Origin of the sequence: Prauserella muralis (genome assembly GCF_003202285.1) — a bacterium.
Classification (GTDB): Bacteria; Actinomycetota; Actinomycetes; order Mycobacteriales; family Pseudonocardiaceae; genus Prauserella_B; species Prauserella_B muralis.
Genome location: NZ_MASW01000005.1, coordinates 289,469 through 310,651, shown reverse-complemented (window position 1 = coordinate 310,651; position 21,183 = coordinate 289,469). Strand labels below are relative to the sequence as shown.

The window sequence follows — 21,183 nt, the reverse complement described above, 5'->3', positions numbered from 1 at the left end:
GCTGTGACCGACAAGCACCGCGTGCCCCTCGTCCTGATCGCCGGCCTCTCCCCCGACGCCGGTTCCGACCTCGCCGGCCGCCTGCGTGGTGACGACCGCGGCACGGCGGTGGTGCACCACGACCTGCGCCAGATCGGCTCCGGCGTCGTGCTGCGCAGGCTGCGGCTCGGCCCCCGCGAGTCGCTCACCACCCTCGAGCTGGCGCACGGCTGCGTGTCTTGCACGCTGCGGGAGGACCTGCTGCCGCTGCTGCGCACGCTGGCTCGCAGGCCCGAGGTGCGGCGCATCGTGGTGCACCTGGACGAGGCGATGGAGCCCGAGCCGGTGTGCTGGGCGGTGCACCACCTGATCGTCGGCGACCGGCCGGTGATCGACGACGTGCAGATCGAGGCCGTCGTCACCGCGGTGGACGCGGGATCGTGGCTGGCCGACGCCACCGGCGACGACACGATGGCCGACCGGGGCCTGCGCGCCGCCGCCGACGACGAACGCACCGTCGCCCAGGTGGCCCTGTCCCAGGTCGAGTTCGCCGACGTGCTGGTGCTGTCCGGCGCCGCACCCGACGCGTGGACCGCCGCCAGGACCGGCGCCGTGCTGGAACGGGTCGCGCCGTCCGTGCCGATCCTCCAGGCGTCCGCTGTGGACACCGCCACCCTGCGGAGCGCCGTGCCGGCCCACGCGCGCCGCGGGGAGCCCACCGACGTGCACGGCGCGCTGCTGCGGGGAGAGCCGCCCCTGCACGCCGACTGCGGCGTGGCGGTGCTGCCGTTCTTCGCGCAGCGCCCGTTCCACCCGCAACGGCTGCACGAGGCCATCGACGTGCTGCTCGACGGTGTCGTCCGGACCCGGGGCCGCGCCTGGGTCGCCAGCCAGCCGGACGCGGCGTTCTGGGTCGAGTCGGCCGGTGGCGGGCTGGGCATCGGCCACGCCGGGGCCTGGCTGGACTCGCCGGGCGCTCCCGCGTGGGAGGACGTCTCGCCCGAGCGCCGCACCCTCGCCTCGCTGCGCTGGCATCCGCGCTTCGGCGACCGTGCCCAGGAGCTCGTGGTGGTGACCCACCAGGCCGAGCCGCGCGACATCGAGGCCACGCTCAACGCGGCGCTGCTCACGGACGAGGAACTGGCCGCGGGACCCGCGGCCTGGACGCGCTACCCGGACCCGTTCGGCGAGTGGCACACCGATCCCTGCGAGGACGGTGAGCTCGGCGGCACGCACGACGTCAACGCCTCTCCAGGAAAGGAAGAAACGGAATGAAGAAAGGCCTGCACCCCGATTACCATCCGGTGGTGTTCCAGGACTCCTCCACGGGGGACGCGTTCCTGACGCGGTCCACCGTCACCTCCGAGCGCACCATCGAGTGGACCGACGGCAACACCTATCCCCTGGTGCTGGTCGACGTCAGCGCGTGGTCGCATCCGTTCTGGACCGGCGCCCGCCGGATCATGGACACCGCGGGCCAGGTCGAGAAGTTCCACCGCCGCTACGGCCGCCGGGCAGGTGGTCGCTGATGGCGGTGCCCAAGCGGAGGATGTCGCGGTCCAACACCCGGTCCCGCCGCGCGCGGTGGGCAAGGCTCACGCCGCCGGACCTCGTGCCGATCGTGGTCGACGGGGAGCGCATGCTCGTGCCGCGCAGGCTGGTGCCGCATTTCCGGCGGTTCGGCCGGTGAACCCCGAGTTCGCGGCCGGGGTGTTCAGCGCGGCGCGGGCGGAGTTCGCCGACTGGTCGGCGCGGCTGTGGCGGCCGCTCGGCGCGATCACCGCGGCGGTCGCCAGGCCCGCACCCGGCGAGCGGGTGCTCGACGCGTGCTGCGGTGCGGGCGCCTCGGCCGTGCCCGCCGCGCTGGCGGTCGGGCCCTCGGGCACGGTGGACGCCGTGGACGTGGCCGAGGGGCTCGTCGAGCAGGGCAGGCAGGAGGCCGCCGCACTGGGGCTGCACCAGCTGCGGTTCACCGCCGCGGACGTCCTGTCGTGGACCGGCGGGCCCTACGACGTGGTCCAGTGCTGCTACGGGGTGTTCTTCTTCCCCGACATGGACGCCGGGACCCGGCACCTGGCGAGCCTGCTGCGCCCCGGCGGCCGTCTGGTGGTGTCGTCCTGGCTGGAGGGCGGCATGGCGAGGATCGTGCCGATCGGCCGGGACGCCGCGCTGCCCGAACGCCCGGAGCTGGCCGAGCACGGGGAGCGGGTCAACGCCAGCGACCGGGTGGACACCCCCGCGAAGGTGCGCGACTGGCTGAGCTCGCTCGGACTGCGCGACATCACGGTGCAGCAGGTGAGCTTCACCCAGCCGCTGCACCCCGACGACGCGTGGACCCTCTACCTCGGCGCCGCGATGCGGGCGTTCGTGGCGGGACTGCCGCCGGACGCGCTGGAGCGGGTCCGCGCCCGCTTCGTGGCCGGGCTGGCCGAGGCCGGGCTCGACACGCTCGACGCGAGCACGATCGTCGCCGTCGCGCACCGCGATTGACCCGGGTCCGACCGGCGCCCGGCGGCGCGCCGAAGGTGCCCTCGGGTACGCACCAGGTACCCGAGGGCACCTTCGGCGCGGCGGCTGCCTGCCCACGACGCTAGGGGCGGTAGAGCTGTGACAGGAACTCCAGCAGGAGCCGTTCCCGCAGCCGGGCCGGTGCCACGGCGAGCAGGGCGTTGATCGGGGCCATCCGGTCCGGCAGGGCACCGGCTGCCCCGCCGCCGTGCTCGCCGAGGCCCGCCGCCGCGAGCAGGCCCGCGAACTGCTCGGCCGTCAGCGCGTCCGGGTCGAGGGCCGCGATGAACTCCTCCAGCTCCGCACCCACCCGCACGGGCCCCGCCTGCCGCGCCGCCGCCACCGACGCCGTCAGGTCGGCGAGGAACTGCGCCTCGCTGCCCCGGTTGGCGGCGGTGACGGTCAGGTGCAGGTTCACCGGCGAGGTCTCGTGGGCGAACTGCGGCTGCACGTACCAGCCGCGCGCCTTCATCTCGTCGGCCACCGTGAACAGGTCGAAGCCGGCCTCGGCGCCCTCGGTGGCGAGCGCCAGCAGCGTCGAGTCCGGCGTGCCCAGCACCCGCAGGCCGTCGAGGCGCGCCACCCCGTCGGCGATCTCCCGCACCGCGGCCAGCGTGTCGCGGGCGAGCCGCAGGTAGCCGTCGTCGCCGAGGTGCCGCAGCACCGCCCAGGCCGCCGCCAGCGGGCCGCCCGAGCGCGTGGACTGCACGGTGGTGTTGAGCATCGTGTAGCCGGGCCAGTCGGCGCTGGCGAAGTAGTGCCCTCGCCGCAACGAGGCGTCGGCGTGCAGCAGCACCGAGGTGCCCTTCGGGCAGTAGGCGTACTTGTGCAGGTCCACCGAGATGCTGGTGACCCCGGCGACGGAGAGGTCGAACGCGGGCACGTCCACGCCGAGCTGCCGCAGGTACGGCAGCACCCAGCCGCCGATGCACGCGTCGACGTGCATCCGCACCCCCCGTTCGGCCGCGGCGGCGGCGATCTCGCCGACCGGGTCGACCACGCCGTGCGCGTACGACGGCGCGCTCGCGACGACCAGCACGGTGTGCTCGTCCATCGCGGCGGCCATCGCCGCCGGATCGGCGCGGAAGGTCACCGGATCGACGGGCACGTGCACCGCGCGGACACCGAACAGGTGCGCTGCCTTGCGGAAGGCGGCGTGCGCGGTGGACGGCAGCACGATCGCCGGGTCGGCGACGTCCCGGCGGCCCTCCCTGGCGGCGAGCACCGCCAGCAGGCAGGACTCCGTGCCGCCCGAGGTCACCGCGCCTGCCGTGTCGGCCGTGCCGCCGAGCAGCCGCGCCGCGGCGGCGACGAGGTCGTTCTCCATCCGCAGCAGGCTCGGAAACGCCGTGGGGTCCAGCCCGTTGGCCGAGGACGCCAGGGCGTGCGCGCCCGCGCCCAGCTCGTCGAGCCCGGCAAGGCCACTGTCGTAGACGTAGGCGAGCGTGCGCCCGCCGTGTGTCGGCAGGTCGTGCGCGCGCAGCGCACGCAGCTCGGCGAGCACGTCGTCGGCGCTGCTCATGCGGCATCCTCCACTCTCCGGGTCTCGCCCTCCAGCACGCTGCGGCGCAACAACGGGATCCCGGCGAGGATCAGCACCGCGGGAAGCGCGGAGAAGCCGAGCGCGATCGCGGTGACCGCGCTGTCCGGCTGCGCCGCCGAGGCGTCCACACTGGACACGTAGCCGCCCGCGCCGAGCACGAGCCCGAACAGCCCCGGCCCGAGCGCGAGGCCCAGCGTCTCGGCGGCCGTCCACACCCCGGCGGTGACGCCGGCGCGGGTCGCGCCGGTGCGGGTCTCCTCCGCCGAGATCAGGTCCGGCAGGATCGCCAGCGGGAACACCTGGATGCCCGCGTAGCCGACACCGGCCAGCGCCACCAGGCAGAACACCACCGCCAGCGGCAGTGCCTGCGCGAAGGCGAGCCCGGCCAGCGCCACCGCGAAGACCACCGAGGCGACCCGGAACCCGGCGAGCTTGCCGCCGGTGCGGCCCAGCCGGTCCCACACCGGCATCACGAGCAGGGCGGGCCCGACGAACCCGGCGAACAGCAGCGACCGCAGGTCCGCGTCGCCGAGCACGTGGCGGGCGGCGTAGCTGACGCCCGCGAGCAGCGTCGCCACCCCGAGCGCCTGCACGAAGTAGACGGCGAGCAGCCAGCGGAACGAGCGCCACACGCGCATCGTCACCCACAGCGCCCGCCACGTCGGCGACGGCTGCAGCAGCCTGCCCCGTGGCGCCCTGCGGATGCCGAGGTACACGCCGATCGTGCCGCCGACGATGAGCACGCCGACGAACACGCCCATGAGCCGGTAGCCCGCGACGCCCCCTCCCGCGCTCGCGATCGCCGGGGCCACCGCGCCCGACACCAGGATGGCCAGCGCGAGCACGGCGATGCGCCACGACGTCAGCCGGGTCCGCTCGTGGTAGCCCTCGGTCAGCTCGGCCGGCAGCGCGTTGAACGGCACCTGGAAGAACGCGAAGGCCGTGGCACAGGCAAAGAACACCACGACGACGTAGGCCGCGTCGGCCGCGACGCTGCCGAAACCGGGGTGGGCGAACATCGCCGCGAAGCACACGGCGAGCACGAGCCCGCCGGTCACGATCGAGCGCAGCCTGGTGCCGCGCCTGGCCAGCCCGGCATCGGAGATGCGGCCCGCGATCGGGTTGAACAGCACGTCCCACGCCTTGGGCAGCAGCACGATCGCCCCGGCCGCGGCGGCCGGGACGGCCATCGTGTCGGTGAGGTAGGGCAGCAACAGCAGCCCGGGAACGGTGCCGAACGCGCCCGTGACGAACGAGCCGAGCGAGTAGCCGAGCCGCGTGCTCGTGCCCAGTGCCGCCATCATTCTCCTCGCGCCGATCACGCCGACAGGTGGGCAGATCGTGTCACCCGCGCCCGCGCGGGCCCGAGGCGGCCCGGGGTTGTCAGGAGAGCACGTCGGCGACCCGGCGCAGCGTCGCGGTGTCGCCGCGCACCAGCATCGTCGTCACCACCGACTCCTCCCACCGCGCGAGCTCGTCGCGGATCTTCTCCGGCGGGCCGACGAGCGCGGTGTCCTCCACCAGCCGGGTCGGGATCGCCGCGGTCGCCTCCTTCTTCCGCCCCGCCAGATAGAGGTCCTGGACCTTGTCGGCCACGTCGGCGTACCCCATGCGCGCGAACACGTCGTGGTGGAAGTTGACCGTCTTGGCGCCCATGCCGCCGATGTAGAGCGCCAGGGACGGCTTGATCAGGTCGGCGGCCTGCTCGACGTCGTCGTGCACGATCACCGGCACCGACGCCGCGACCTCGAAGGTCTCCGGCCGTGCGGCGCGCCGGGCGAAGCCCTCCTCCAGTGCCGCGCGGTAGAAGTCGTCGGTCTTCGGGGAGAAGAACAACGGAAGCCAGCCGTCGCAGATCTCGGCCGACAGCGCGACGTTCTTCGGCCCCTCGGCGGCCAGGTAGATCGGGATGTGCGGGCGCAGCGGATGCACGGTGGACTTGAGTGGCTTGCCGAGGCCGGTGCCGCCGCGCAGCGGCAGCTGGTACTGCTGCCCGTCGTGGGTCACCGGCGCCTCGCGGGCGACGACCTTGCGCACGATGTCGACGTACTCGCGGGTGCGGGCCAGCGGCTTCGGGTACGGCTGGCCGTACCAGCCCTCGACGACCTGGGGCCCGGACGCGCCGAGTCCCAGCACGAACCGGCCACCGCTGAGGTGGTCGAGCGTCATGGCGGCCATCGCGGTCGCGGTGGGCGTGCGCGCCGACATCTGCACGATGTTGGTGCCCAGCGTGACGCGGGAGGTGGCGGCGCCCCACCAGGCGAGCGGCGTCAGCGCGTCGGAGCCGTAGCCCTCGGCGGTCCACACCGACTCGAAGCCGAGCCGTTCGGCCTCCACGATGGCCTCGAGCGCGCCCTCCGGAGGGCCGGAGGACCAGTAGCCGATGTGGTAACCGAGCTTCACGCCATCTCCTTCGGTTCGACGGGTGGACAGTAGTGCGTCGGCCGGTGCCGTTCGCTCTCCGGGGGAAGGTTGCGCGCCGGGGTGTGCACCAGCGGCGCGTCGGCGGGCGCCCTGCCGAGCGCGCGTCGCCAGCCCGCGCGGGCCCTCGGGTGGTAGCGGCGCTCGAACGGCACCAGGGAGAACACCGCATGGACGGCCTTGCCGAACGCCCGGTGTGCCAGCTCGTCGCGGCGCGACCACCGGTAGCCGAGCAGCGCGCGCACCGGCTGGTCGTACAGGCCGACGGTCAGCCAGACGAAGCCCTTGGCCAGCGGGATGCGCAGCAGCCGCCACACCGCGTCGGGCAGCAGGCGCAGCGGGTCCGGCTTGGCGATGCGCGTCAGGTCGAGCACGTCGCGGGTGGCCTTGTTGTCCTCGAGCACCTCGGTGCACATGCGGTGCCAGTAGTCGCCGAACTCCTCCCACGTGCGCGGCACCGGACGCATGCTCATGCCGTACATCCGGTACCACCGCAGGTGCTCGTCGAAGAGCCTGCGGGTGTCGCGCTCGGTGAGCCCGCCCATGAAGTTCTCGGCGATGAGCAACGTGGAGACGAAGAACGTGGCGTGTGCCCAGTAGAAGGTCTCCGGGTCGAGCGCGTGGTAGCGGCGTCCGCGCGCGTCGACGCCCTTGATGGTGTCGTGGTAGCCGCGGACCTCCAGCGCGGTCCGGTGAGCGCGTGGCCCGTCGTAGACCACGCCCCCGATCGGGTACAGCGAGCGGAACAGCCGCTGCCAGCGCTCGGCGAAGAACCGCGAGTGCTGTTCGACTCCCGCGCCGAGCTGCGGATGCATGTTCTGCATCGACCCGGCCCACAGGGCGATCAACAGCCCGCGCCAGTCGCCGAAGTACTTCCAGGTCAGCGAGTCCGGCCCCAGCGGCTCCGGTTGCGACATGCTCCACCCCCGCAAACTGACTACGACCGTTGTCAGGCTAGGGTTGACAACATCCGTAGTCAACCGGGAGGGGCCGATCCGATGCCTGCCGCGGGCCGCACCTGGGCCGGGACCACGCTCACCGACCGCAAGGCCGCGCGGCGCAGGCAACTGCTCGACGCGGGGCTGGACCTGCTCGGCACCGGCGGCAGCGGCGCGGTGAGCGTGCGCGCGGTGTGCAGGCACGCCCGGCTCACCGAGCGCTACTTCTACGAGAACTTCGCCGACCGCGACGAGCTCATCCTCGCCGTCTACGAGGGCGTGGTCGCCGAGGCGCACCAGGCGCTGCTCGACGCGGTCACGGCGGGCACGGAAGGCACGGCGGAGCCGCGGGTCCGGGCGGAGGCCGCGGTGACGGCGTTCGTGGAGCTCATCATCGACGACCCGCGCAAGGGCAACGTGCTGCTGCTCGCGCCGCTGACCGACCCCGCACTGAGCAGGCGCGGCGTCGAACGGGTCCCCATGTTCGCCGAGCTCGTGCGCGAGCAGCTCTCCGACAGCCTCGACGAGGGCGAGCGCGCCATGACCGCGACCGCCCTCGTCGGCGGGCTGACCAACCTGTTCACCGCCTACCTCGGCGGCACGCTGCACGTCGGCCGCGAGCGGCTCGTCGCGCACTGCGTGCGGCTGGTGCTCAGCTCCGCGGGCTACCCCGCGCCGCACTCCTAGCCGTCCGCCCGCTCGGCGGCCAGCTGCAGCGCGATGTCGATGATCATGTCCTCCTGGCCGCCGACGTAGCGCCGCTCGCCCACGCGGTAGAGGATCTCGTGCGCGGGAACGCCGTAGCGCTGCGCGGCCCGCTCGGCGTGCAACAGGAAGCTCGAGTACACCCCGGCGAAGCCCTGCACGATCGACGAGCGGTCCATCACCGGCAGCCGCGTGATGTAGGGCTTGACGACGTTCTCGGCGGCCTCCATCAGCACGTCCTTGTCGACGCCGGTGGGGATGCCCAGCCGTTCGAAGGCCGCCGCCAGCACCTCGGTCGGCGAGTTGCCCGCACCGGCGCCCAGCGCCACGAGCGAGCCGTCGATCTGGCGGGCGCCCGCCCGGTAGGCCAGCACCGAGTTGGCCACGCCGAAGCTGAGGTTCTGGTGCCCGTGGTAGCCGACCTGCGCCGCCTCGCCGACCTCGGCCACGAGTGCGGCCACCCGCTCGGAGGCGTCCTCCAGGATCAGCGCTCCCGCGGAGTCGACGACGTAGACACACTCACAGCCCGCGTCGACCATGATCCGCGCCTGCTTGGCCAGCGCCTCGGGCTCGGACATGTGGGCCAGCATCAGGAACCCGACGGTCTCCAGGCCCAGCTTCCGCGCCTCGGTGAAGTGCTGGATGGACACGTCGGCCTCGGTGCAGTGGGTGGCGATGCGCACCGCGCCCGCGCCGAGGTCGGCGGCGGCCTTGAGGTCGGTGACCGTGCCCAGCCCCGGCAGCAGCAGGACGGCGATCCTCGCCTGCGTCGCCTCGTCCACCGCCGCCGCGATGAGCGTGCGCTCGTCGACGAGGGAGAAGCCGTAGTTGAAGGTCGAGCCGCCGAGGCCGTCGCCGTGGGTCACCTCGATCAGGGACACGCCCGCGGCGTCCAGCGCGCGCACCGTGTCGCGCACGTGGGCCTCGGTGAACTGGTGGGCCATCGCGTGGCTGCCGTCGCGCAGCGTCGTGTCGACGAGCCGGACTGTCTCGTTCATGCGCGCACCGCCCTTCCCGCGATGATCCGTTCCGCCAGCAGCTCGCCGACCTGGGCGGCCGCGGCGGTCATGATGTCCAGGTTGCCCGCGTAGGTCGGCAGGTAGTCGCCGTTGCCCGCCACCTCCAGGAACACGGCGACGCGGGCGCGGCCGTTCCAGTCCGGCCGGGGGTCGTCGAACTGCGGGTCGGCCTTGAGCGTGTAGCCGGGCACGTAGGCCTGGACGTCGCGGACCATGCGGTGGACGGACTCGCTGACGGCGTCGCGGTCGGCGTCCGGGTCGATCGCGCAGAACACGGTGTCCCGCATGATCATCGGCGGCTCCATCGGGTTGATGATGATGATCGCCTTGCCCGTGCCCGCGCCGCCGACCCGCTCCAGGCCCCGCGCCGTGGTCTCGGTGAACTCGTCGATGTTGGCGCGGGTGCCCGGTCCCGCCGAGCGGGAGGACACCGACGCGACGATCTCGGCGTAGGGCACCGGGGTCACGCTCGCGACCGCGTGCACGATCGGGATGGTCGCCTGCCCGCCACAGGTGATCATGTTCAGGTTCGGCGCGTCCAGCTGGGCCGGCAGGTTCACCACCGGGCACGTGAACGGGCCGACCGCGGCCGGGGTCAGGTCGACAGCCTGGATGCCGGCGTCGGCGTAGCGGGGCGCGCTCGCCAGGTGGGCCTTCGCCGAGGTCGCCTCGAACACCAGGTCCGGCAGCGTGTCCTGCGCGAGCAGCCAGTCCACGCCCTCCGCGGAGGCCTCGATGCCCAGCTTCGCCGCCCTGGCCAGTCCGTCGGAGTCCGGGTCGACGCCGACCATGTAGCGCACGTCGATCCGCTCGCTGCGGCGCAGCTTGGCGAGCAGGTCCGTGCCGATGTTTCCGGGGCCGACGATCGCGGCCACCGCTCGGGCTTCGCTCATGGGACACGACGCTGCTCCACCACGTGGTGCACTATCAACGTATGTGTCCCGCTGACCGGAACGACGCGGCGACGGCCGCACGGCTGACCGCCCTGCTCACCGCGTTCTCACCGGGCGACGAGACGCTCGGCGTGTCGGAGCTGGCCCGGCGCACGGGCCTGCCCAAGTCGAGCGTGCACCGCCTCGCCGGGCACCTGGTGACCCACGGCCTCCTGGAGCGCGAGGGCACCGGGTTGCGGCTCGGGCTCAAGCTGTTCGAGATCGGCCAGCTGGCGGTGCGCCAGCGCGGCCTCGTCGACGCCGCCCGCCCGTACCTGGCCGATCTGCGCGAGGCCACGCGCAACACGGTGCACCTCGCGGTGCTGGAGGGCACCGAGGTGGTGTACCTGGACATCCTGCGCGGGCCGGACGCGCCGCGGCTGCCGTCGCGCATCGGCGGGCGGTTTCCCGCGCACGCCACGGCCGTGGGCAAGGCGATACTGGCGTTCTCACCGGAGTCCGTTGTGGACACCGTGATCTCGGCGGGGCTGCCGCGGATCAGCACCCGCACCATCACCGCGCCCGGCCTGCTGCGCGGCCAGCTGTCGGCCGTCCGCGACGAGGGGCTGGCCTACGACCGCGAGGAATCCGGCGTCGGGGTGGTGTGCACGGCCAGCCCGCTGCGCGGCGCCGACGGCGTCGCTCTCGCGGCGATCTCGCTGTCCGGCTGGACGAACCGGATGCGCGTGGAGCGCGTGGCCCCCGCCGTGCGCACCACCGCGCTGGCCCTGTCGCGCACCCTGCACTGAAGCGCCCGCGCTCGCCCCGGGTGGCACCTTGAAGCTCCCCAATGCGGCATTCGCTCCACTGGATGGAGCGAATGCCGCATTCGCTCCACTGAGCGGAACAAATGTGGCATTGGGGAGCTTGGGGCTCAGGCTCCGCCCACCAGGTGCTCGAAGGCCAGCTGGGACAGTGCGGCGAAGCCGTAGCCCCGCCGGCCTGCCGCCTCCGGGTCGAAGTCCTCGAAGGCACTGCGGTCGGCCTTGAGGTCGGCCGGGCTCTCGCCGGGCGCCAGCGTCGGCTGGGCCAGTTCCGGCAGCCGGGAGGCCTCCAGCGCCTCCTGCACCCGCGGGTCGGCGCGGAAGGCGCGGGCCCGCTCGCGCAGCAGCAGGTAGCTGCGCATATTGGCAGCCGCGCTGGCCCACACGCCGTCGATGTCCTCGGTGCGCAGCGGCTTGTAGTCGAAGTGCCGGGGGCCGTCGTAGCCACCGTGCTCCAGCAGGTCCACGAGGAAGAACGCCGACAGCAGATCGCCGTGACCGAAGATCAGGTCCTGGTCGTAGCGGGGACCGCGCTGGCCGTTGAGGTCGATGTGGAAGAGCTTGCCCTGCCACAGCGCCTGGCCGATGCCGTGCACGAAGTTGAGCCCGGCCATCTGCTCGTGGCCGGTCTCCGGGTTCACGCCCACCAGCTCGTGGTGCTCCAGCTGGGAGATGAACGCCAGCGCGTGCCCGATGGTGGGCAGGAAGATGTCGCCGCGCGGCTCGTTCGGCTTGGGCTCCAGCGCCAGCCGCAGGTCGTAGCCCTGGTCGAGCACGTACTGCGCGATGGTGTCGATGCCCTCCCGGTAGCGGTCGAGCGCGGCGCGCACGTCCTTGGCGGCGTCGGTCTCCGAGCCCTCCCTGCCGCCCCACAGCACGTAGGTGCGGGCGCCCAGCTCGGCGGCGAGGTCGACGTTGCGCAGCACCTTGCGCAGCGCGAAGCGGCGCACGTCGCGGCTGTTGCTGGTGAGCGCGCCGTCCTTGAACACGGGATGGCTGAACAGGTTGGTCGTCGCCATCGGCACCACGAGGCCGGTGTCGTCGAGGGCGGCCCGGAACCGCTTGATCTGCTGCTCGCGGGCCGAGTCGCCGCTGCCGAACGGGATCAGGTCGTCGTCGTGGAAGGTGATGCCCCACGCGCCGAGCTCGGACAGCCGGTGCACGGCCTCCACCGCGTCCAGCGCGGGACGCGTCGCGTCGCCGAACGGGTCCACGGCCCGCCAGCCGACCGTCCACAGGCCGAAACTGAACTTGTCCTCGCGAACGGGTTGCACGACCACGGTGTCCTCCAGAACGGAAATAAGTTTGGTGCCTGAACTTATCGGCGGGCACCGACGCCGGTCAAGACTTTCGTTCAGCCGGTGAACCATTAGGATCGCTCCGGTGACGCACGCACGACCGGCTGGCCAGCACACCGTCCGCAGGCACAACTCCGCGCTGGTGCTCGGCGCCATCGCCGAGTCGCCCGGCATCTCGCGGGCCGGGGTGGCGGCGCGCACCGGCCTGACCAAGGCCACGGTGTCGAGCCTCGTCGACCGGCTCGTCGCCGCCTCACTGCTCACCGACGCGGGCCCGGAGCGACGCGACGGCCCCGGCAGGCGCGGCACGTCGCTGTCACTGTCGCCACGGGGCCCGCACGGGCTCGGCGTGGAGATCGCCGTCGACTACGTGTCCACCTGCCTCGTCGACCTCACCGGCGCGGTGCACCACCACCGGACGAGGCCCTGCGACAACCGATCCCAGCCCGTGGGCCGGGTGCTCACCCGCGTCGCGAAGGCCGTCGACACCGCGCTCGGCGACGCCGCCGCACGCGGAGTCGACGTCGGCGGGGTGGGCATCGCGGTGCCCGGTCTCGTCGAGACCTCCAGCGGGCTGCTGCGGCTCGCGCCCAACCTCGGCTGGCGCGACGTGGACCTGCCCGCGGAGCTGCGGCGCCGCAGCGCGCTGCCGGGCGACGGCGTGCTCGTCGGCAACGAGGCGAACTACGCCGCGCTCGCCGAGCTGTGGGCGGGCGGCCACGACGGGCTCCGCGACTTCGTGCACGTGTCCGGAGAGATCGGCATCGGCGCGGGCATCGTCATCGAAGGGGCCCTGTTCGACGGCACCCGCGGCTTCGGCGGCGAGCTCGGCCACTTCGCCGTCAGCTCCCGTGGCCCGCGCTGCTCGTGCGGCGCGCGGGGCTGCCTGGAACGCCTCGCCGGCCAGGAGGCCATCCTCGACCGGGCGGCCGCACCCGACCTCGACGTGCTGGTGGAGCGGCTCGAGGCGGGTGAGCGCACGGCGACGGCGGCGGTGCGCGGCGCCGCGGACTGGCTCGGCGCCGCGCTGTCGAGCGTGCTCAACCTGCTGGATGTGCCCGCCGTCGTGCTCGGCGGCACCTACGCCCGGCTCCATCCGTGGCTGGCCGACCCGCTGGCCAGCCACCTGAGCGGCCGGGTGATGGGAGCACCGTGGTCGCCGGTGTCGGTGCTGCGCTCGGCCCTCGGCACCGAAGCCGCGGTGCGCGGCGCCGCCGCCTCCGCCGTGCGCACCATCATCGCCGACCCGGACGCCTACATCGCGCCGCGGTGAGGCCCGCTCAGTCCCGCGCGGCCGCGGCGGCCTCCTCCTCCAGAATCGGTGCGGCCACCGTGGCGGCGTGGATGCCGATGACGCTGACGATCTCCAGCACCTCCAGGATCTCGCCCGCCGTGGCGCCGTAGCCGATCGCGTTCCGCATGTGCAGCCGCAGTCCGGGCACGTACAGGTGCGTCGCCGCCGCGTCGAAGGCGCAGTAGATCAGCTCCTTCACCTTCGGCTCCAGCACCCCGGTGCGCCACGGCACCGACGAGAACTCCGTGTAGGCCTCGAACAGCTCCGGGTCCAGCTCCAGCAGCCCGTCCCAGAACGAGTGCCAGTACCCGCGACTGGCGGTGAACTCCTCCTTCAGCCTGCGCTGGTGCTCCGACAGCTCGGCGGGGCCGTCCCGCAGCCCGGCCTCCTCGAGCAACTCCAGCAGCAGCGGCACGCCGATGTTGGCGGCGTGGATGCCGAGCGTGCTCGTCAGCTCCAGCACCTCCATCACCTCCTCCTTCGTGGCACCGAAGGCGAGTGCTGCGCGGATGTGCTGCCGGATGCCGGGCGTGTAGAGGTGAGTGGCGGCGGCGTCGGCGGCGATGTAGACGAACTCCTTGACCTTGTCGTCGAGGTGGTTCTTGCGCCACGGCACGGCGGAGAACTCCAGGTAGGCCTCCAGGAATCCGGGGTCCAGCCGCAGGATCGACTCCCACGGATCGCCCCACCCGCCCCGCACGTCGATGAACCTGGCCTTGAGCTCCTCCTGGCGCGCGGTGAGCGGCGGCCGCTCGGTGGCGGTCATGCGGGTTCCTCCCCCTGCTCGGTGTGCCTCTTCCTCAGCCATTCGACGATCTCGGTGTGGTCGGCGCCCGGATCCAGCTCCTCGGCGGCCCGCGACCACAACCGCACCGCGTGCTCACCCAGCAGCGCGGGCCAGCCGGACTCCCTGGCCAGCTCGACGGCGATCCTCATGTCCTTCACCATCAGCCGCGCGCCGAAGCCGGAGTCGTAGCTGCCGGTCAGCACGTACCTGGGCCACTTGGTCTCGGTGGAACCGCTGCGCCCGCTGGAGGTGTTGACGGTGTCGAGCACGACCTTCGGGTCGAGTCCGAACTCCTCCCCCGCCAGCACGGCCTCCGAGGTGACCAGCAGGTGCGTGGCCGACATCAGGTTGTTGAGCGCCTTGAGCGCGTGCCCCGCCCCGACGCCGCCGACATGCAGCACCCGCTCCCCCAGCTCGGCCAGCACCCGCTCGACGCGCGCCACGTCCCCGTCCCGGCCGCCCGCCATGATCGTCAGGGAACCCGAGCGCGCCCCGGCGACCCCACCCGACACCGGGGCGTCCACGAACGCGACCTCGTGCTCTCGGGCCCGCGCCGCCACCTCCCGCGTCGAGTGCGGGCGCGACGAACCCATGTCCACCAGCACCGAGCCCGGCGCCATCGCGGCCAGCAGCCCGTCGGCGAAGACCACCCGCTCGACCACGTCGGAGCTGGGCAGCATCAGCAGGACCGCCTCGGCGCCCTCGGCCACCGCCCGCACGTCCGGCACCGGCGTCGCCCCCGCGCCGGAGACCGTGGCCAGCGCGGCGGCGTCCGCGTCGTGGCACCGCAGGAGGTAGCCCGCCCGCACGAGCCTGCGCGCCATGGGCGCCCCCATGTTGCCGAGCCCCACGAACCCGAGCACCGCGCCGGGCGCCAGCGCTGCACCGGTCACGGGACCTCGACCCCTTCGGCGGCAAGCTCGCCGAGCACGCGCTCGGCAACCCGGAACGACTCCAGCGCCGCCGGGACTCCACAGTAGACGGCCGTCTGCAGCAGCGCCTCCTGGATCTCCTGCCGCGAGCAGCCGTTGCGCACCGCGCCGCGCACGTGCACCCCGAACTCGTGCATGCGGTTCAGCGCGGTGAGCATCGCCAGGTTCAGCAGGCTGCGCGTGCGGCGTTCCAGGCCGTCGCGGGTCCACACCGCGCCCCAGCAGTACTCGGTGACCAGTTCCTGCACCGGCCTGCCGAACTCGCTGACCTTCGCCATCGAGCGCTCGACGTGCTCCTCGCCCAGCACCGCCTTGCGCATCCGCAGGCCCTCGGCCAGCCGTGTCTCGTTGTCCACTTGCGACATCCCCGTCCTCATCGTTGCCGCCGGGCCTGCGCGGCCCGGTAGTCCTGCTCGCTGACCGGCTCCTCCCACTCGGTGCGCCCCAGCGAGATGGCCACGTGCGCGAGCGCGCTGTGCTCCCCCGCGCCGTGCCAGTGCCGTTCACCGGGCGGCACCCAGACGACATCGCCGGGACCGAGCCGCTCCGGTGGCTGCCCTTCGCTGCACACCCAGCCGCTTCCCGTGGTCACCTGGAGGATCTGGCCGTGCTCGTGCCGGTGCCAGTGCGTGCGGGCACCGGGGGTGAAGTAGATGGTGTTGATCGTCACGCCGTCGGTGGCGGGCAGGACCGGATCGGCCCACACCGTGCCGTCGAACGTGGTGCCGCGCTGCTCGGTCCGCGCGTCCGGCGCGCGGCCACGGATGATCCTCACGACTCGCCGCCCTCCCCTGCCTCGTGCAGCCGCACGCCCCCGGCGACGTCGCCGATGGCGTCGACGACGCGGTTGCTGATCTGGTCCGCGTAACCCAGTGAGTTGGCCAGCCCGAAGCTGGCCAGCGGCCCCGACACGTTGAGGGTGGGAACGCCGAGCTCGTGCAGCAGGTCGGCGTAGAGCGCGACGTCCTTCATCATCAGCGTGCCGGTGAGCCCGCCCTCGAGGTAGTCGCCGTCGACGATGTGCGGGAACCGGTTGAGCGTGGCGAAGTTGACCCCGCTGCCCGCGTTGAGCACGTCGAGCAGCCGGTGCAGGTCCAGTCCGGCCTTGCGCCCCGCCACCATCACCTCGGCGGTGGCGGCGAGGCTGACGGCGTTGAGGAAGTTGTTGAGCACCTTGGCGGTGTGCCCGGTGCCGCTGCCGCCGAGGTGCACGACCGTGTCGCTGAACGGCTCCAGCGTCGGGCGGACGGCGTCCAGTGCGGTGGCCGCGCCACCGACCATCAGTGTGAGCGTGCCCTTCTCGGCGGCCGCGGCTCCGCCGGAGATGCCCGCGTCGAGGAGCTCGACACCGCGCTCGGCGAGGGCGGTGTGCAGCCGCACCGTCGACGACGGAGCCGCGGTGCTGAGGTCCACCACGATCTGCCCGGCCCGGCAGTGCGCCAGCAGCCCGTCGTCGCCGAGCACGACGCGCTCGATCACGGTGCTGTCCGGCAGGGACAGCAGGAGATGATCGGCGTGCTCGGTCACCTCGCGCACCGACCCGGCCCCCGAGGCGCCCGCACCGGCCGCCCGGTGCGGCACGGGGTCGTAGCCGAGCACCGGTGTCCCGGCCTCGACGATCCGCCGGGTGATCCGCCCGCCCATGTTGCCGAGCCCGATCACGCCGACCTTCGGCGTCGTCATCGTCATCGCACTCCTTCCGCAGGGCGGTCCCCGGCATCGGGGCGCCCGTCGACGGCGGTGGTGTCCCACGCCCCGGCTCCGCCGGAGGGCCGCACCGTGTTCACGATCGCCGACCCGCCGTCGGCGGAGATCACCTCGCCGTGCACGTACGCGGCGTCGTCGCTGAGCAGGAACACCACGACCGACGCGATCTCGTCGGGCGTCCCGGTGCGCCGCAGCGGCACCGTGGTGCCGCGGCGGAGCATGTCGTCGCCGCCGCCCGCCGCCGCGGCCGCGTCGCTGAACAGGCCGGTGGGCACCAGCCCGGGGGCCACCGCGTTGACCCGCACGCCGAGCGGGCCGCCGTACATCGCCGCACCGCGCAGCACACCCAGCACGCCGTGCTTGGAGGCCTGGTACGGCAGCAGGTCATGGCTGCCGCGCAGGCTCGCGATCGAGGCGGTGAGCACGATCGCGCCCCCGCCGTCCTGCGTCCGGTACCGGCGGAACGCCTCGCGCACGCCCAGGAACGCCCCCCGCAGGTTGACGCCGAGCACGTGGTCGAAGTCGTCCGCGGTCAGCTCGGGCAGCGGGGCGAACGAGCCGACGATGCCCGCGTTGAGGTGGTGCAGGTCGAGCCTGCCGAACTCCTCGACGGCCCGCTGCGCGTAGCGCCGCACGTCCTCCTCGCGGGAGACGTCGCCCGGCACCGCCAGGCCCGGCCCCGGCAGGCCGGCCACGACCCCGTGCACCCCGTCGGCGTCGACGTCGACGGCCACCACGCGCGCCCCGAGCGCGGACAGCCGCCGCGCGCTGGCGGCGCCGATCCCGCTCGCGGCTCCGGTGACCACCGCGACCTTGCCTTCCAAGCCTTCCCAGCCTTCCAACGATCTCGTCCTCGCTTCCTTCCTTGCCGGTGTCAGCCCACGCGGACCGCGAAGCCGGGGTCGGCGGGGTCCAGTGGCGGGAACCGGGTCAGCACCTCGGGGTCGTGGCCGGGCACGAGCACGGCGTCCTCGGCCAGCGCGCGGATCCGGTCGAAGCCCGCGTACATCGCGCGCAGGTCGGCCACCGCGACGAACGGCCGGTCGCGGTCGAGTTCCTCGTAGTAGTGCACCGCGTCGGAGGCCAGCACCACCGTGCCCCCGGCGGCGCGCACGAGCGCGATCACCTGGCCCGGCGTGTGCCCGCCGACCTCCTGCAGTTCCACGCCCGGCGCGGGCCGGTGGCGGCCGGTGAAGCGCGTCAGCCGCCCCGCCCGGGCGAGGCGCGCCAGCTCCTCCACGTCGGCCCGTTCGGCCGAGTGCCCGAACTGGACCCGCCACGCGTAGGGCCCGGTCCAGAACTCGAACTCCGCGTTGCTGATGAGCACCTCGGCGGCGCCGAAGAGGCCGAGGTTGCCCGCGTGGTCGTAGTGGGCGTGCGTGACGACCACCTGGCCGACGGCCGCGGGGTCGATGCCGAGGCGGCGCAGCGCCTCCGGCACACCGCAGGTGGTCGTGCGCCCACGCCGGTCGCCGACCTGCGGGGTGAACCCGGTGTCCACCACGATGGTGCGGACGTCGTTGCGCAGCACCCAGAAGAAGTAGTCCATCCTCATCGGACGGTCCGGCTCCGCGTAGACGTGGTGGTTGAGATACACCTGGCTGGCCACGGTCTCGCGCGTGGCGTAGCGCACGGCCAGCACCTCGTAGGCGTCCACTCAGACCGCCTTCGGCGCGGCCTGCGCCTGCTGCTCGCCGGCCTCGGCGCTGATGTCGCGGCCCGCCGTCTCGGGCAGGTGCCTGGCCAGGAACACGGTGGCCAGCAGCGCGACGAGCACGAGGTAGGAGGCCGGGAGCACGCTGCTGCCGGTGGCGCTGGCGATGGCGCTGGCGATGAACGGGCCGGGGCCGGCGATGAACGCCAGCGCGATGTTGAATCCGGTGGCGCTGCCGGCCGAGCGCGTGGCGGCCGGGAACAGCTCCACGAGCATGACCACGGTCGTGACGCTGACCAGCGACTGCGGCACGATGAGCAGCAGCAGCCCGAGCAGCACCGGCACGAACCCGCCCTGCCCCATCAGCACGAACGCGGGCAGGCCGAGCACCACGTAGCCGACGCTGCCCGCCAGGTTGACGCGGCGCCGCCCGTAGCGGTCCGAGATCGCTCCGGCGACCGGGCACAGGCAGGCGTAGATGGCCAGCCCGAGCCCGCTCAGCCCCAGTGCCGCGGGACGGGCCAGTTCCACGGTCTGCGTCAGGTAGTTGACCACGTACGTGGCCAGGTAGTAGAAGCCGAGGCCCTGCACGGCGGCGATGGCCAGCGTCAGCAGGATCGGCTTGAGATCGCGCTTGCCCGCGTTGCGCAGCGGCCTCTCCGCGACCTTGTTGAGCGCCTTGAGCTCCTGGAAGACCGGGGTCTCGTCCAGCTTCAGCCGCACGTACAGGCCGATGAGGCCCAGCGGCGCGGCGAGCAGGAACGGCAGCCGCCAGCCCCACGTCGTCATCTGCTCGTCGGTGAGCACGGACTCCAGCAGCAGCGCCACGCCGCTGCCCGCCAGCGTCGCCAGCGCGGCCGTGCCGGAGATGATGCTGCCGAACACGCCCCTGCGGTGGCGCGGGGTGGTCTCCAGCAGGAACGCGGCCGAGCCGGTCCACTCCCCGCCCGCCGAGAAGCCCTGCGCACAGCGCAGGACGACGAGCAGGGCCGGGGCCAGCACGCCGACCTGGGCGTAGCTGGGCAGCACGCCGATGAGCGTGGTGGTGGCGCCCATCATGAGCACCGAGAAGGACAGGGCGAACCGGCGGCCGCGGCGGTCCCCGAGGGAGCCGAGGACGAACCCGCCGACAGGGCGGAAGAAGAACGCGACGCCGAACACCGCCAGCGAGGCGAGCAGGCCGACCGTGGGATCGCTTCCGGGGAAGAAGACGGTGCCCATGGTCGAGGCGAAGAAACCGTAGACGGCGAAGTCGAACCACTCCATGAAGTTGCCGATGCCCGCGGCAACGGCGGTCTTTCGCCGTGCTCGCCCGATCTGGGCGGAAGACAGCGTTGTCATCTCATCGACTCCTCAAACTCAGCTCCGGCGTTGTCCGCTCAGTGGACATTCGCATCGTTCACCGGACGCATTGACGGACACGCTAAGGTCTGGCCCGCTGCGTGTCAACGACGACTGCACCGCCGAGCCGCCGCGGAGAGTGTCTGCTGAGTGGTACGGTCATTCGCTGTGCGAGACGACCAGACGCCGCCGACCGGAACCGTGGCGCGGACCGTGGCGCTGCTGAGGGCGGTCATCGAGGCCGACCGCGACGTCACCGTCGCCGAGCTGGCCGAGGACGTCCGGCTGCCCAGGCCCACCGTCCATCGTCTGCTGGACCTGCTGGCGCAGGAGGACATGGTCGAATGCGACCCGGTGAACAGGCACTGGCGGCCCAGCCGGGAGTGCCAGCGACTGGGGGCGCTGCTGGTGAGCAGGCGCAGCCTGGTGAACCTCGCGCGGCCCGTGATGGCCAGGGTGGTCGCGCGCAGCGAGGAGGCGTGCCTGCTCGGGATCTACCTGCCGGGGCAACGGCGGATGACCTTCGCCGCCGAGCACACCTCCCCCAACCCGCTGTCCTACCGGATCGAGCTCAACACACCGGTGTCGGTGGCATGGGGGTCCTCGGGGCGCGCGATCCTGGCGTTCCTGCCGCCCGAGGACGTCGAGGCGATCCTCGCCGAGCGCGAGCCCTCACCGGTCACCGGCGAACGGATGCCCGGCGCCGTCGCGATGCGCCGGGAGCTGGCCCAGATCCGCGAGCAGGGCTACGCCTACACGAAGAACCAGAAGATCCCGGGCTCGCGCGGCCTGGCGGCGCCGATCCTCGGCCCCGACGGCTACGCGGTGGGCAGCCTGTGCCTGACGATCCCGGAGATGCGGTTCCGCGAACAGAGCAGCGGCGAACTCGCCGAGATGGTCACCGCGGGTGCCCGCGAGCTCTCCGCACTGCTCGGCTACAAGGCCTGACCACGGCCGCAGATCAGGTATGGACTGCGCGACCGACGCGCCAGTCCGTGCTGTGGCGCTGGCCGTGCCACCGGACACGCTGGTCAGATAACTCGATCGTGTAATCGAACGTGTGTTCGAATCACGGTAGGGTGGTGGTGTGGCCGAGTTCGTGAGACGCACCAGCGAGGCGGGGACCCTGTTCCTGCCCGCGAGGCCGCGCGCGCCGCCCGTGAGGTGGTGCGGCTGCGCGACAGTGAGCTGCTGGCCGCGTTCACCCGCAACCCGGGTCGCGCGGCTGCTGAGGTGTGTGTGGCGGTGCTGGCCGCGGCGCGGCGGCGGCGCCCGGGCCACCGGACCGACGACCACACCACCGACGCCGCCGGGACAACAGCGCCCCGGAATCCAACCTTCGCCGGCACCGCCACACCGTC

Annotated in this window: 23 protein-coding genes; 8 read left to right on the top strand and 15 right to left on the bottom strand. The window is 73.0% G+C overall.

The features are described 5' to 3' along the window. The first annotated feature begins 3 nt into the window (after positions 1–3). The 4 genes from mrf to BAY60_RS22125 are packed head-to-tail and all read left to right on the top strand — an operon-like array spanning position 4 to position 2,469. Positions 4–1,254: a ribosome hibernation factor-recruiting GTPase MRF gene (mrf, locus tag BAY60_RS22140; RefSeq protein WP_112283524.1), complete on the top strand. Its 1,251-nt coding sequence runs from the start codon at positions 4–6 to the stop codon at positions 1,252–1,254. Further along, on the top strand, positions 1,251–1,508 hold the full coding sequence (locus BAY60_RS22135; protein WP_112282974.1) for a type B 50S ribosomal protein L31: 258 nt from the start codon (positions 1,251–1,253) through the stop codon (positions 1,506–1,508). Before mrf ends, BAY60_RS22135 begins: the two co-directional genes overlap by 4 nt. Further along, positions 1,508–1,669, top strand: a complete 162-nt coding sequence (gene rpmF, locus BAY60_RS22130; protein ID WP_112282973.1) for a 50S ribosomal protein L32 — start codon at positions 1,508–1,510, stop codon at positions 1,667–1,669. The genes BAY60_RS22135 and rpmF overlap by 1 nt, the downstream gene beginning before the upstream one ends. Next, positions 1,666–2,469, top strand: coding sequence for a class I SAM-dependent methyltransferase (locus BAY60_RS22125; RefSeq protein WP_112282972.1), 804 nt, complete (start codon positions 1,666–1,668; stop codon positions 2,467–2,469). Before rpmF ends, BAY60_RS22125 begins: the two co-directional genes overlap by 4 nt. 100 nt (positions 2,470–2,569) lie before the next feature. Here BAY60_RS22125 and BAY60_RS22120 read toward each other — a convergent pair whose 3' ends face one another. From BAY60_RS22120 to BAY60_RS22105, 4 genes are all read right to left on the bottom strand, one after another. Next, a complete protein-coding gene (locus BAY60_RS22120; RefSeq protein WP_112282971.1) occupies positions 2,570–4,009 on the bottom strand; it encodes a pyridoxal phosphate-dependent decarboxylase family protein in 1,440 nt (479 codons plus the stop codon). After that, positions 4,006–5,331: an MFS transporter gene (locus tag BAY60_RS22115; RefSeq protein ID WP_112282970.1), complete on the bottom strand. Its 1,326-nt coding sequence runs from the start codon at positions 5,329–5,331 to the stop codon at positions 4,006–4,008. Before BAY60_RS22115 ends, BAY60_RS22120 begins: the two co-directional genes overlap by 4 nt. Positions 5,332–5,413: 82 nt before the next feature. Then, positions 5,414–6,433: an LLM class F420-dependent oxidoreductase gene (locus BAY60_RS22110; RefSeq protein ID WP_112282969.1), complete on the bottom strand. Its 1,020-nt coding sequence runs from the start codon at positions 6,431–6,433 to the stop codon at positions 5,414–5,416. Further along, positions 6,430–7,368: an oxygenase MpaB family protein gene (locus BAY60_RS22105; RefSeq protein WP_112282968.1), complete on the bottom strand. Its 939-nt coding sequence runs from the start codon at positions 7,366–7,368 to the stop codon at positions 6,430–6,432. The genes BAY60_RS22110 and BAY60_RS22105 overlap by 4 nt, the downstream gene beginning before the upstream one ends. Before the next feature lie 81 nt (positions 7,369–7,449). On the opposite strand from BAY60_RS22105, the gene BAY60_RS22100 reads away from it, so the two are divergent. Beyond that, positions 7,450–8,076: a TetR/AcrR family transcriptional regulator gene (locus BAY60_RS22100; protein WP_112282967.1), complete on the top strand. Its 627-nt coding sequence runs from the start codon at positions 7,450–7,452 to the stop codon at positions 8,074–8,076. Here BAY60_RS22100 and dmpG read toward each other — a convergent pair. Continuing rightward, complete coding sequence (gene dmpG / locus BAY60_RS22095; protein ID WP_112282966.1) at positions 8,073–9,092, bottom strand: 4-hydroxy-2-oxovalerate aldolase; 1,020 nt, start codon at positions 9,090–9,092, stop codon at positions 8,073–8,075. The genes BAY60_RS22100 and dmpG overlap by 4 nt on opposite strands. Continuing rightward, the gene (locus tag BAY60_RS22090) at positions 9,089–10,006 is read right to left on the bottom strand and encodes an acetaldehyde dehydrogenase (acetylating) (RefSeq protein ID WP_112282965.1); all 918 of its coding nucleotides are present in this window, start codon (positions 10,004–10,006) and stop codon (positions 9,089–9,091) included. The genes dmpG and BAY60_RS22090 overlap by 4 nt, the downstream gene beginning before the upstream one ends. Positions 10,007–10,047: 41 nt before the next feature. Here BAY60_RS22090 and BAY60_RS22085 point away from each other — a divergent pair, with 41 nt between their 5' ends. After that, positions 10,048–10,794 carry an IclR family transcriptional regulator gene (locus BAY60_RS22085; protein ID WP_112282964.1) on the top strand — a complete coding sequence of 249 codons (747 nt, stop codon included), beginning with the start codon at positions 10,048–10,050 and terminating at the stop codon, positions 10,792–10,794. 125 nt (positions 10,795–10,919) lie between these two features. On the opposite strand, the gene xylA is transcribed toward BAY60_RS22085, so the two are convergent. Further along, positions 10,920–12,089: a xylose isomerase gene (gene xylA / locus BAY60_RS22080; RefSeq protein ID WP_112282963.1), complete on the bottom strand. Its 1,170-nt coding sequence runs from the start codon at positions 12,087–12,089 to the stop codon at positions 10,920–10,922. 103 nt (positions 12,090–12,192) lie between these two features. On the opposite strand from xylA, the gene BAY60_RS22075 reads away from it, so the two are divergent. After that, on the top strand, positions 12,193–13,380 hold the full coding sequence (locus tag BAY60_RS22075) for an ROK family transcriptional regulator (protein WP_112282962.1): 1,188 nt from the start codon (positions 12,193–12,195) through the stop codon (positions 13,378–13,380). Positions 13,381–13,387: 7 nt separating this feature from the next. Here the strand turns inward: BAY60_RS22075 and BAY60_RS38030 are convergent, their stop codons facing one another. The 8 genes from BAY60_RS38030 to BAY60_RS22035 are packed head-to-tail and all read right to left on the bottom strand — an operon-like array spanning position 13,388 to position 19,822. Beyond that, positions 13,388–14,167: a carboxymuconolactone decarboxylase family protein gene (locus BAY60_RS38030; RefSeq protein WP_112282961.1), complete on the bottom strand. Its 780-nt coding sequence runs from the start codon at positions 14,165–14,167 to the stop codon at positions 13,388–13,390. After that, on the bottom strand, positions 14,164–15,081 hold the full coding sequence (locus BAY60_RS22065; protein ID WP_211330421.1) for an NAD(P)-dependent oxidoreductase: 918 nt from the start codon (positions 15,079–15,081) through the stop codon (positions 14,164–14,166). Before BAY60_RS22065 ends, BAY60_RS38030 begins: the two co-directional genes overlap by 4 nt. Continuing rightward, a complete protein-coding gene (locus BAY60_RS22060; protein WP_211330420.1) occupies positions 15,078–15,485 on the bottom strand; it encodes a carboxymuconolactone decarboxylase family protein in 408 nt (135 codons plus the stop codon). The genes BAY60_RS22065 and BAY60_RS22060 overlap by 4 nt, the downstream gene beginning before the upstream one ends. Before the next feature lie 8 nt (positions 15,486–15,493). Continuing rightward, entirely contained in the window at positions 15,494–15,895 is a 402-nt protein-coding gene (locus BAY60_RS22055) for a cupin domain-containing protein (protein ID WP_112282959.1), read from the bottom strand. After that, entirely contained in the window at positions 15,892–16,809 is a 918-nt protein-coding gene (locus BAY60_RS22050; protein WP_211330419.1) for an NAD(P)-dependent oxidoreductase, read from the bottom strand. The genes BAY60_RS22055 and BAY60_RS22050 overlap by 4 nt, the downstream gene beginning before the upstream one ends. Then, positions 16,806–17,669: an SDR family NAD(P)-dependent oxidoreductase gene (locus BAY60_RS22045; protein ID WP_112282957.1), complete on the bottom strand. Its 864-nt coding sequence runs from the start codon at positions 17,667–17,669 to the stop codon at positions 16,806–16,808. The genes BAY60_RS22050 and BAY60_RS22045 overlap by 4 nt, the downstream gene beginning before the upstream one ends. Before the next feature lie 32 nt (positions 17,670–17,701). Continuing rightward, the gene (locus BAY60_RS22040) at positions 17,702–18,484 is read right to left on the bottom strand and encodes an N-acyl homoserine lactonase family protein (RefSeq protein ID WP_112282956.1); all 783 of its coding nucleotides are present in this window, start codon (positions 18,482–18,484) and stop codon (positions 17,702–17,704) included. Then, on the bottom strand, positions 18,485–19,822 hold the full coding sequence (locus BAY60_RS22035; RefSeq protein ID WP_112282955.1) for an MFS transporter: 1,338 nt from the start codon (positions 19,820–19,822) through the stop codon (positions 18,485–18,487). A gap of 168 nt (positions 19,823–19,990) precedes the next feature. Here BAY60_RS22035 and BAY60_RS22030 point away from each other — a divergent pair, with 168 nt between their 5' ends. Beyond that, positions 19,991–20,770: an IclR family transcriptional regulator gene (locus BAY60_RS22030; protein ID WP_170160505.1), complete on the top strand. Its 780-nt coding sequence runs from the start codon at positions 19,991–19,993 to the stop codon at positions 20,768–20,770. Positions 20,771–21,183: the final 413 nt, after the last annotated feature.

What these genes read in the sequence shown, in the direction of transcription:
- BAY60_RS22135 (WP_112282974.1), top strand. Translation starts at nt 1,251, where the DNA reads ATGAAGAAAGGCCTGCACCCCGATTACCATCCGGTGGTGTTCCAGGAC.
- BAY60_RS22035 (WP_112282955.1), bottom strand. Translation starts at nt 19,822, where the DNA reads ATGACAACGCTGTCTTCCGCCCAGATCGGGCGAGCACGGCGAAAGACC.
- dmpG (WP_112282966.1), bottom strand. Translation starts at nt 9,092, where the DNA reads ATGAACGAGACAGTCCGGCTCGTCGACACGACGCTGCGCGACGGCAGC.
- BAY60_RS22060 (WP_211330420.1), bottom strand. Translation starts at nt 15,485, where the DNA reads ATGTCGCAAGTGGACAACGAGACACGGCTGGCCGAGGGCCTGCGGATG.
- BAY60_RS22100 (WP_112282967.1), top strand. Translation starts at nt 7,450, where the DNA reads ATGCCTGCCGCGGGCCGCACCTGGGCCGGGACCACGCTCACCGACCGC.
- BAY60_RS38030 (WP_112282961.1), bottom strand. Translation starts at nt 14,167, where the DNA reads ATGACCGCCACCGAGCGGCCGCCGCTCACCGCGCGCCAGGAGGAGCTC.
- BAY60_RS22090 (WP_112282965.1), bottom strand. Translation starts at nt 10,006, where the DNA reads ATGAGCGAAGCCCGAGCGGTGGCCGCGATCGTCGGCCCCGGAAACATC.
- BAY60_RS22050 (WP_211330419.1), bottom strand. Translation starts at nt 16,809, where the DNA reads ATGACGATGACGACGCCGAAGGTCGGCGTGATCGGGCTCGGCAACATG.
- BAY60_RS22085 (WP_112282964.1), top strand. Translation starts at nt 10,048, where the DNA reads ATGTGTCCCGCTGACCGGAACGACGCGGCGACGGCCGCACGGCTGACC.
- rpmF (WP_112282973.1), top strand. Translation starts at nt 1,508, where the DNA reads ATGGCGGTGCCCAAGCGGAGGATGTCGCGGTCCAACACCCGGTCCCGC.
- BAY60_RS22120 (WP_112282971.1), bottom strand. Translation starts at nt 4,009, where the DNA reads ATGAGCAGCGCCGACGACGTGCTCGCCGAGCTGCGTGCGCTGCGCGCG.
- BAY60_RS22105 (WP_112282968.1), bottom strand. Translation starts at nt 7,368, where the DNA reads ATGTCGCAACCGGAGCCGCTGGGGCCGGACTCGCTGACCTGGAAGTAC.
- BAY60_RS22115 (WP_112282970.1), bottom strand. Translation starts at nt 5,331, where the DNA reads ATGGCGGCACTGGGCACGAGCACGCGGCTCGGCTACTCGCTCGGCTCG.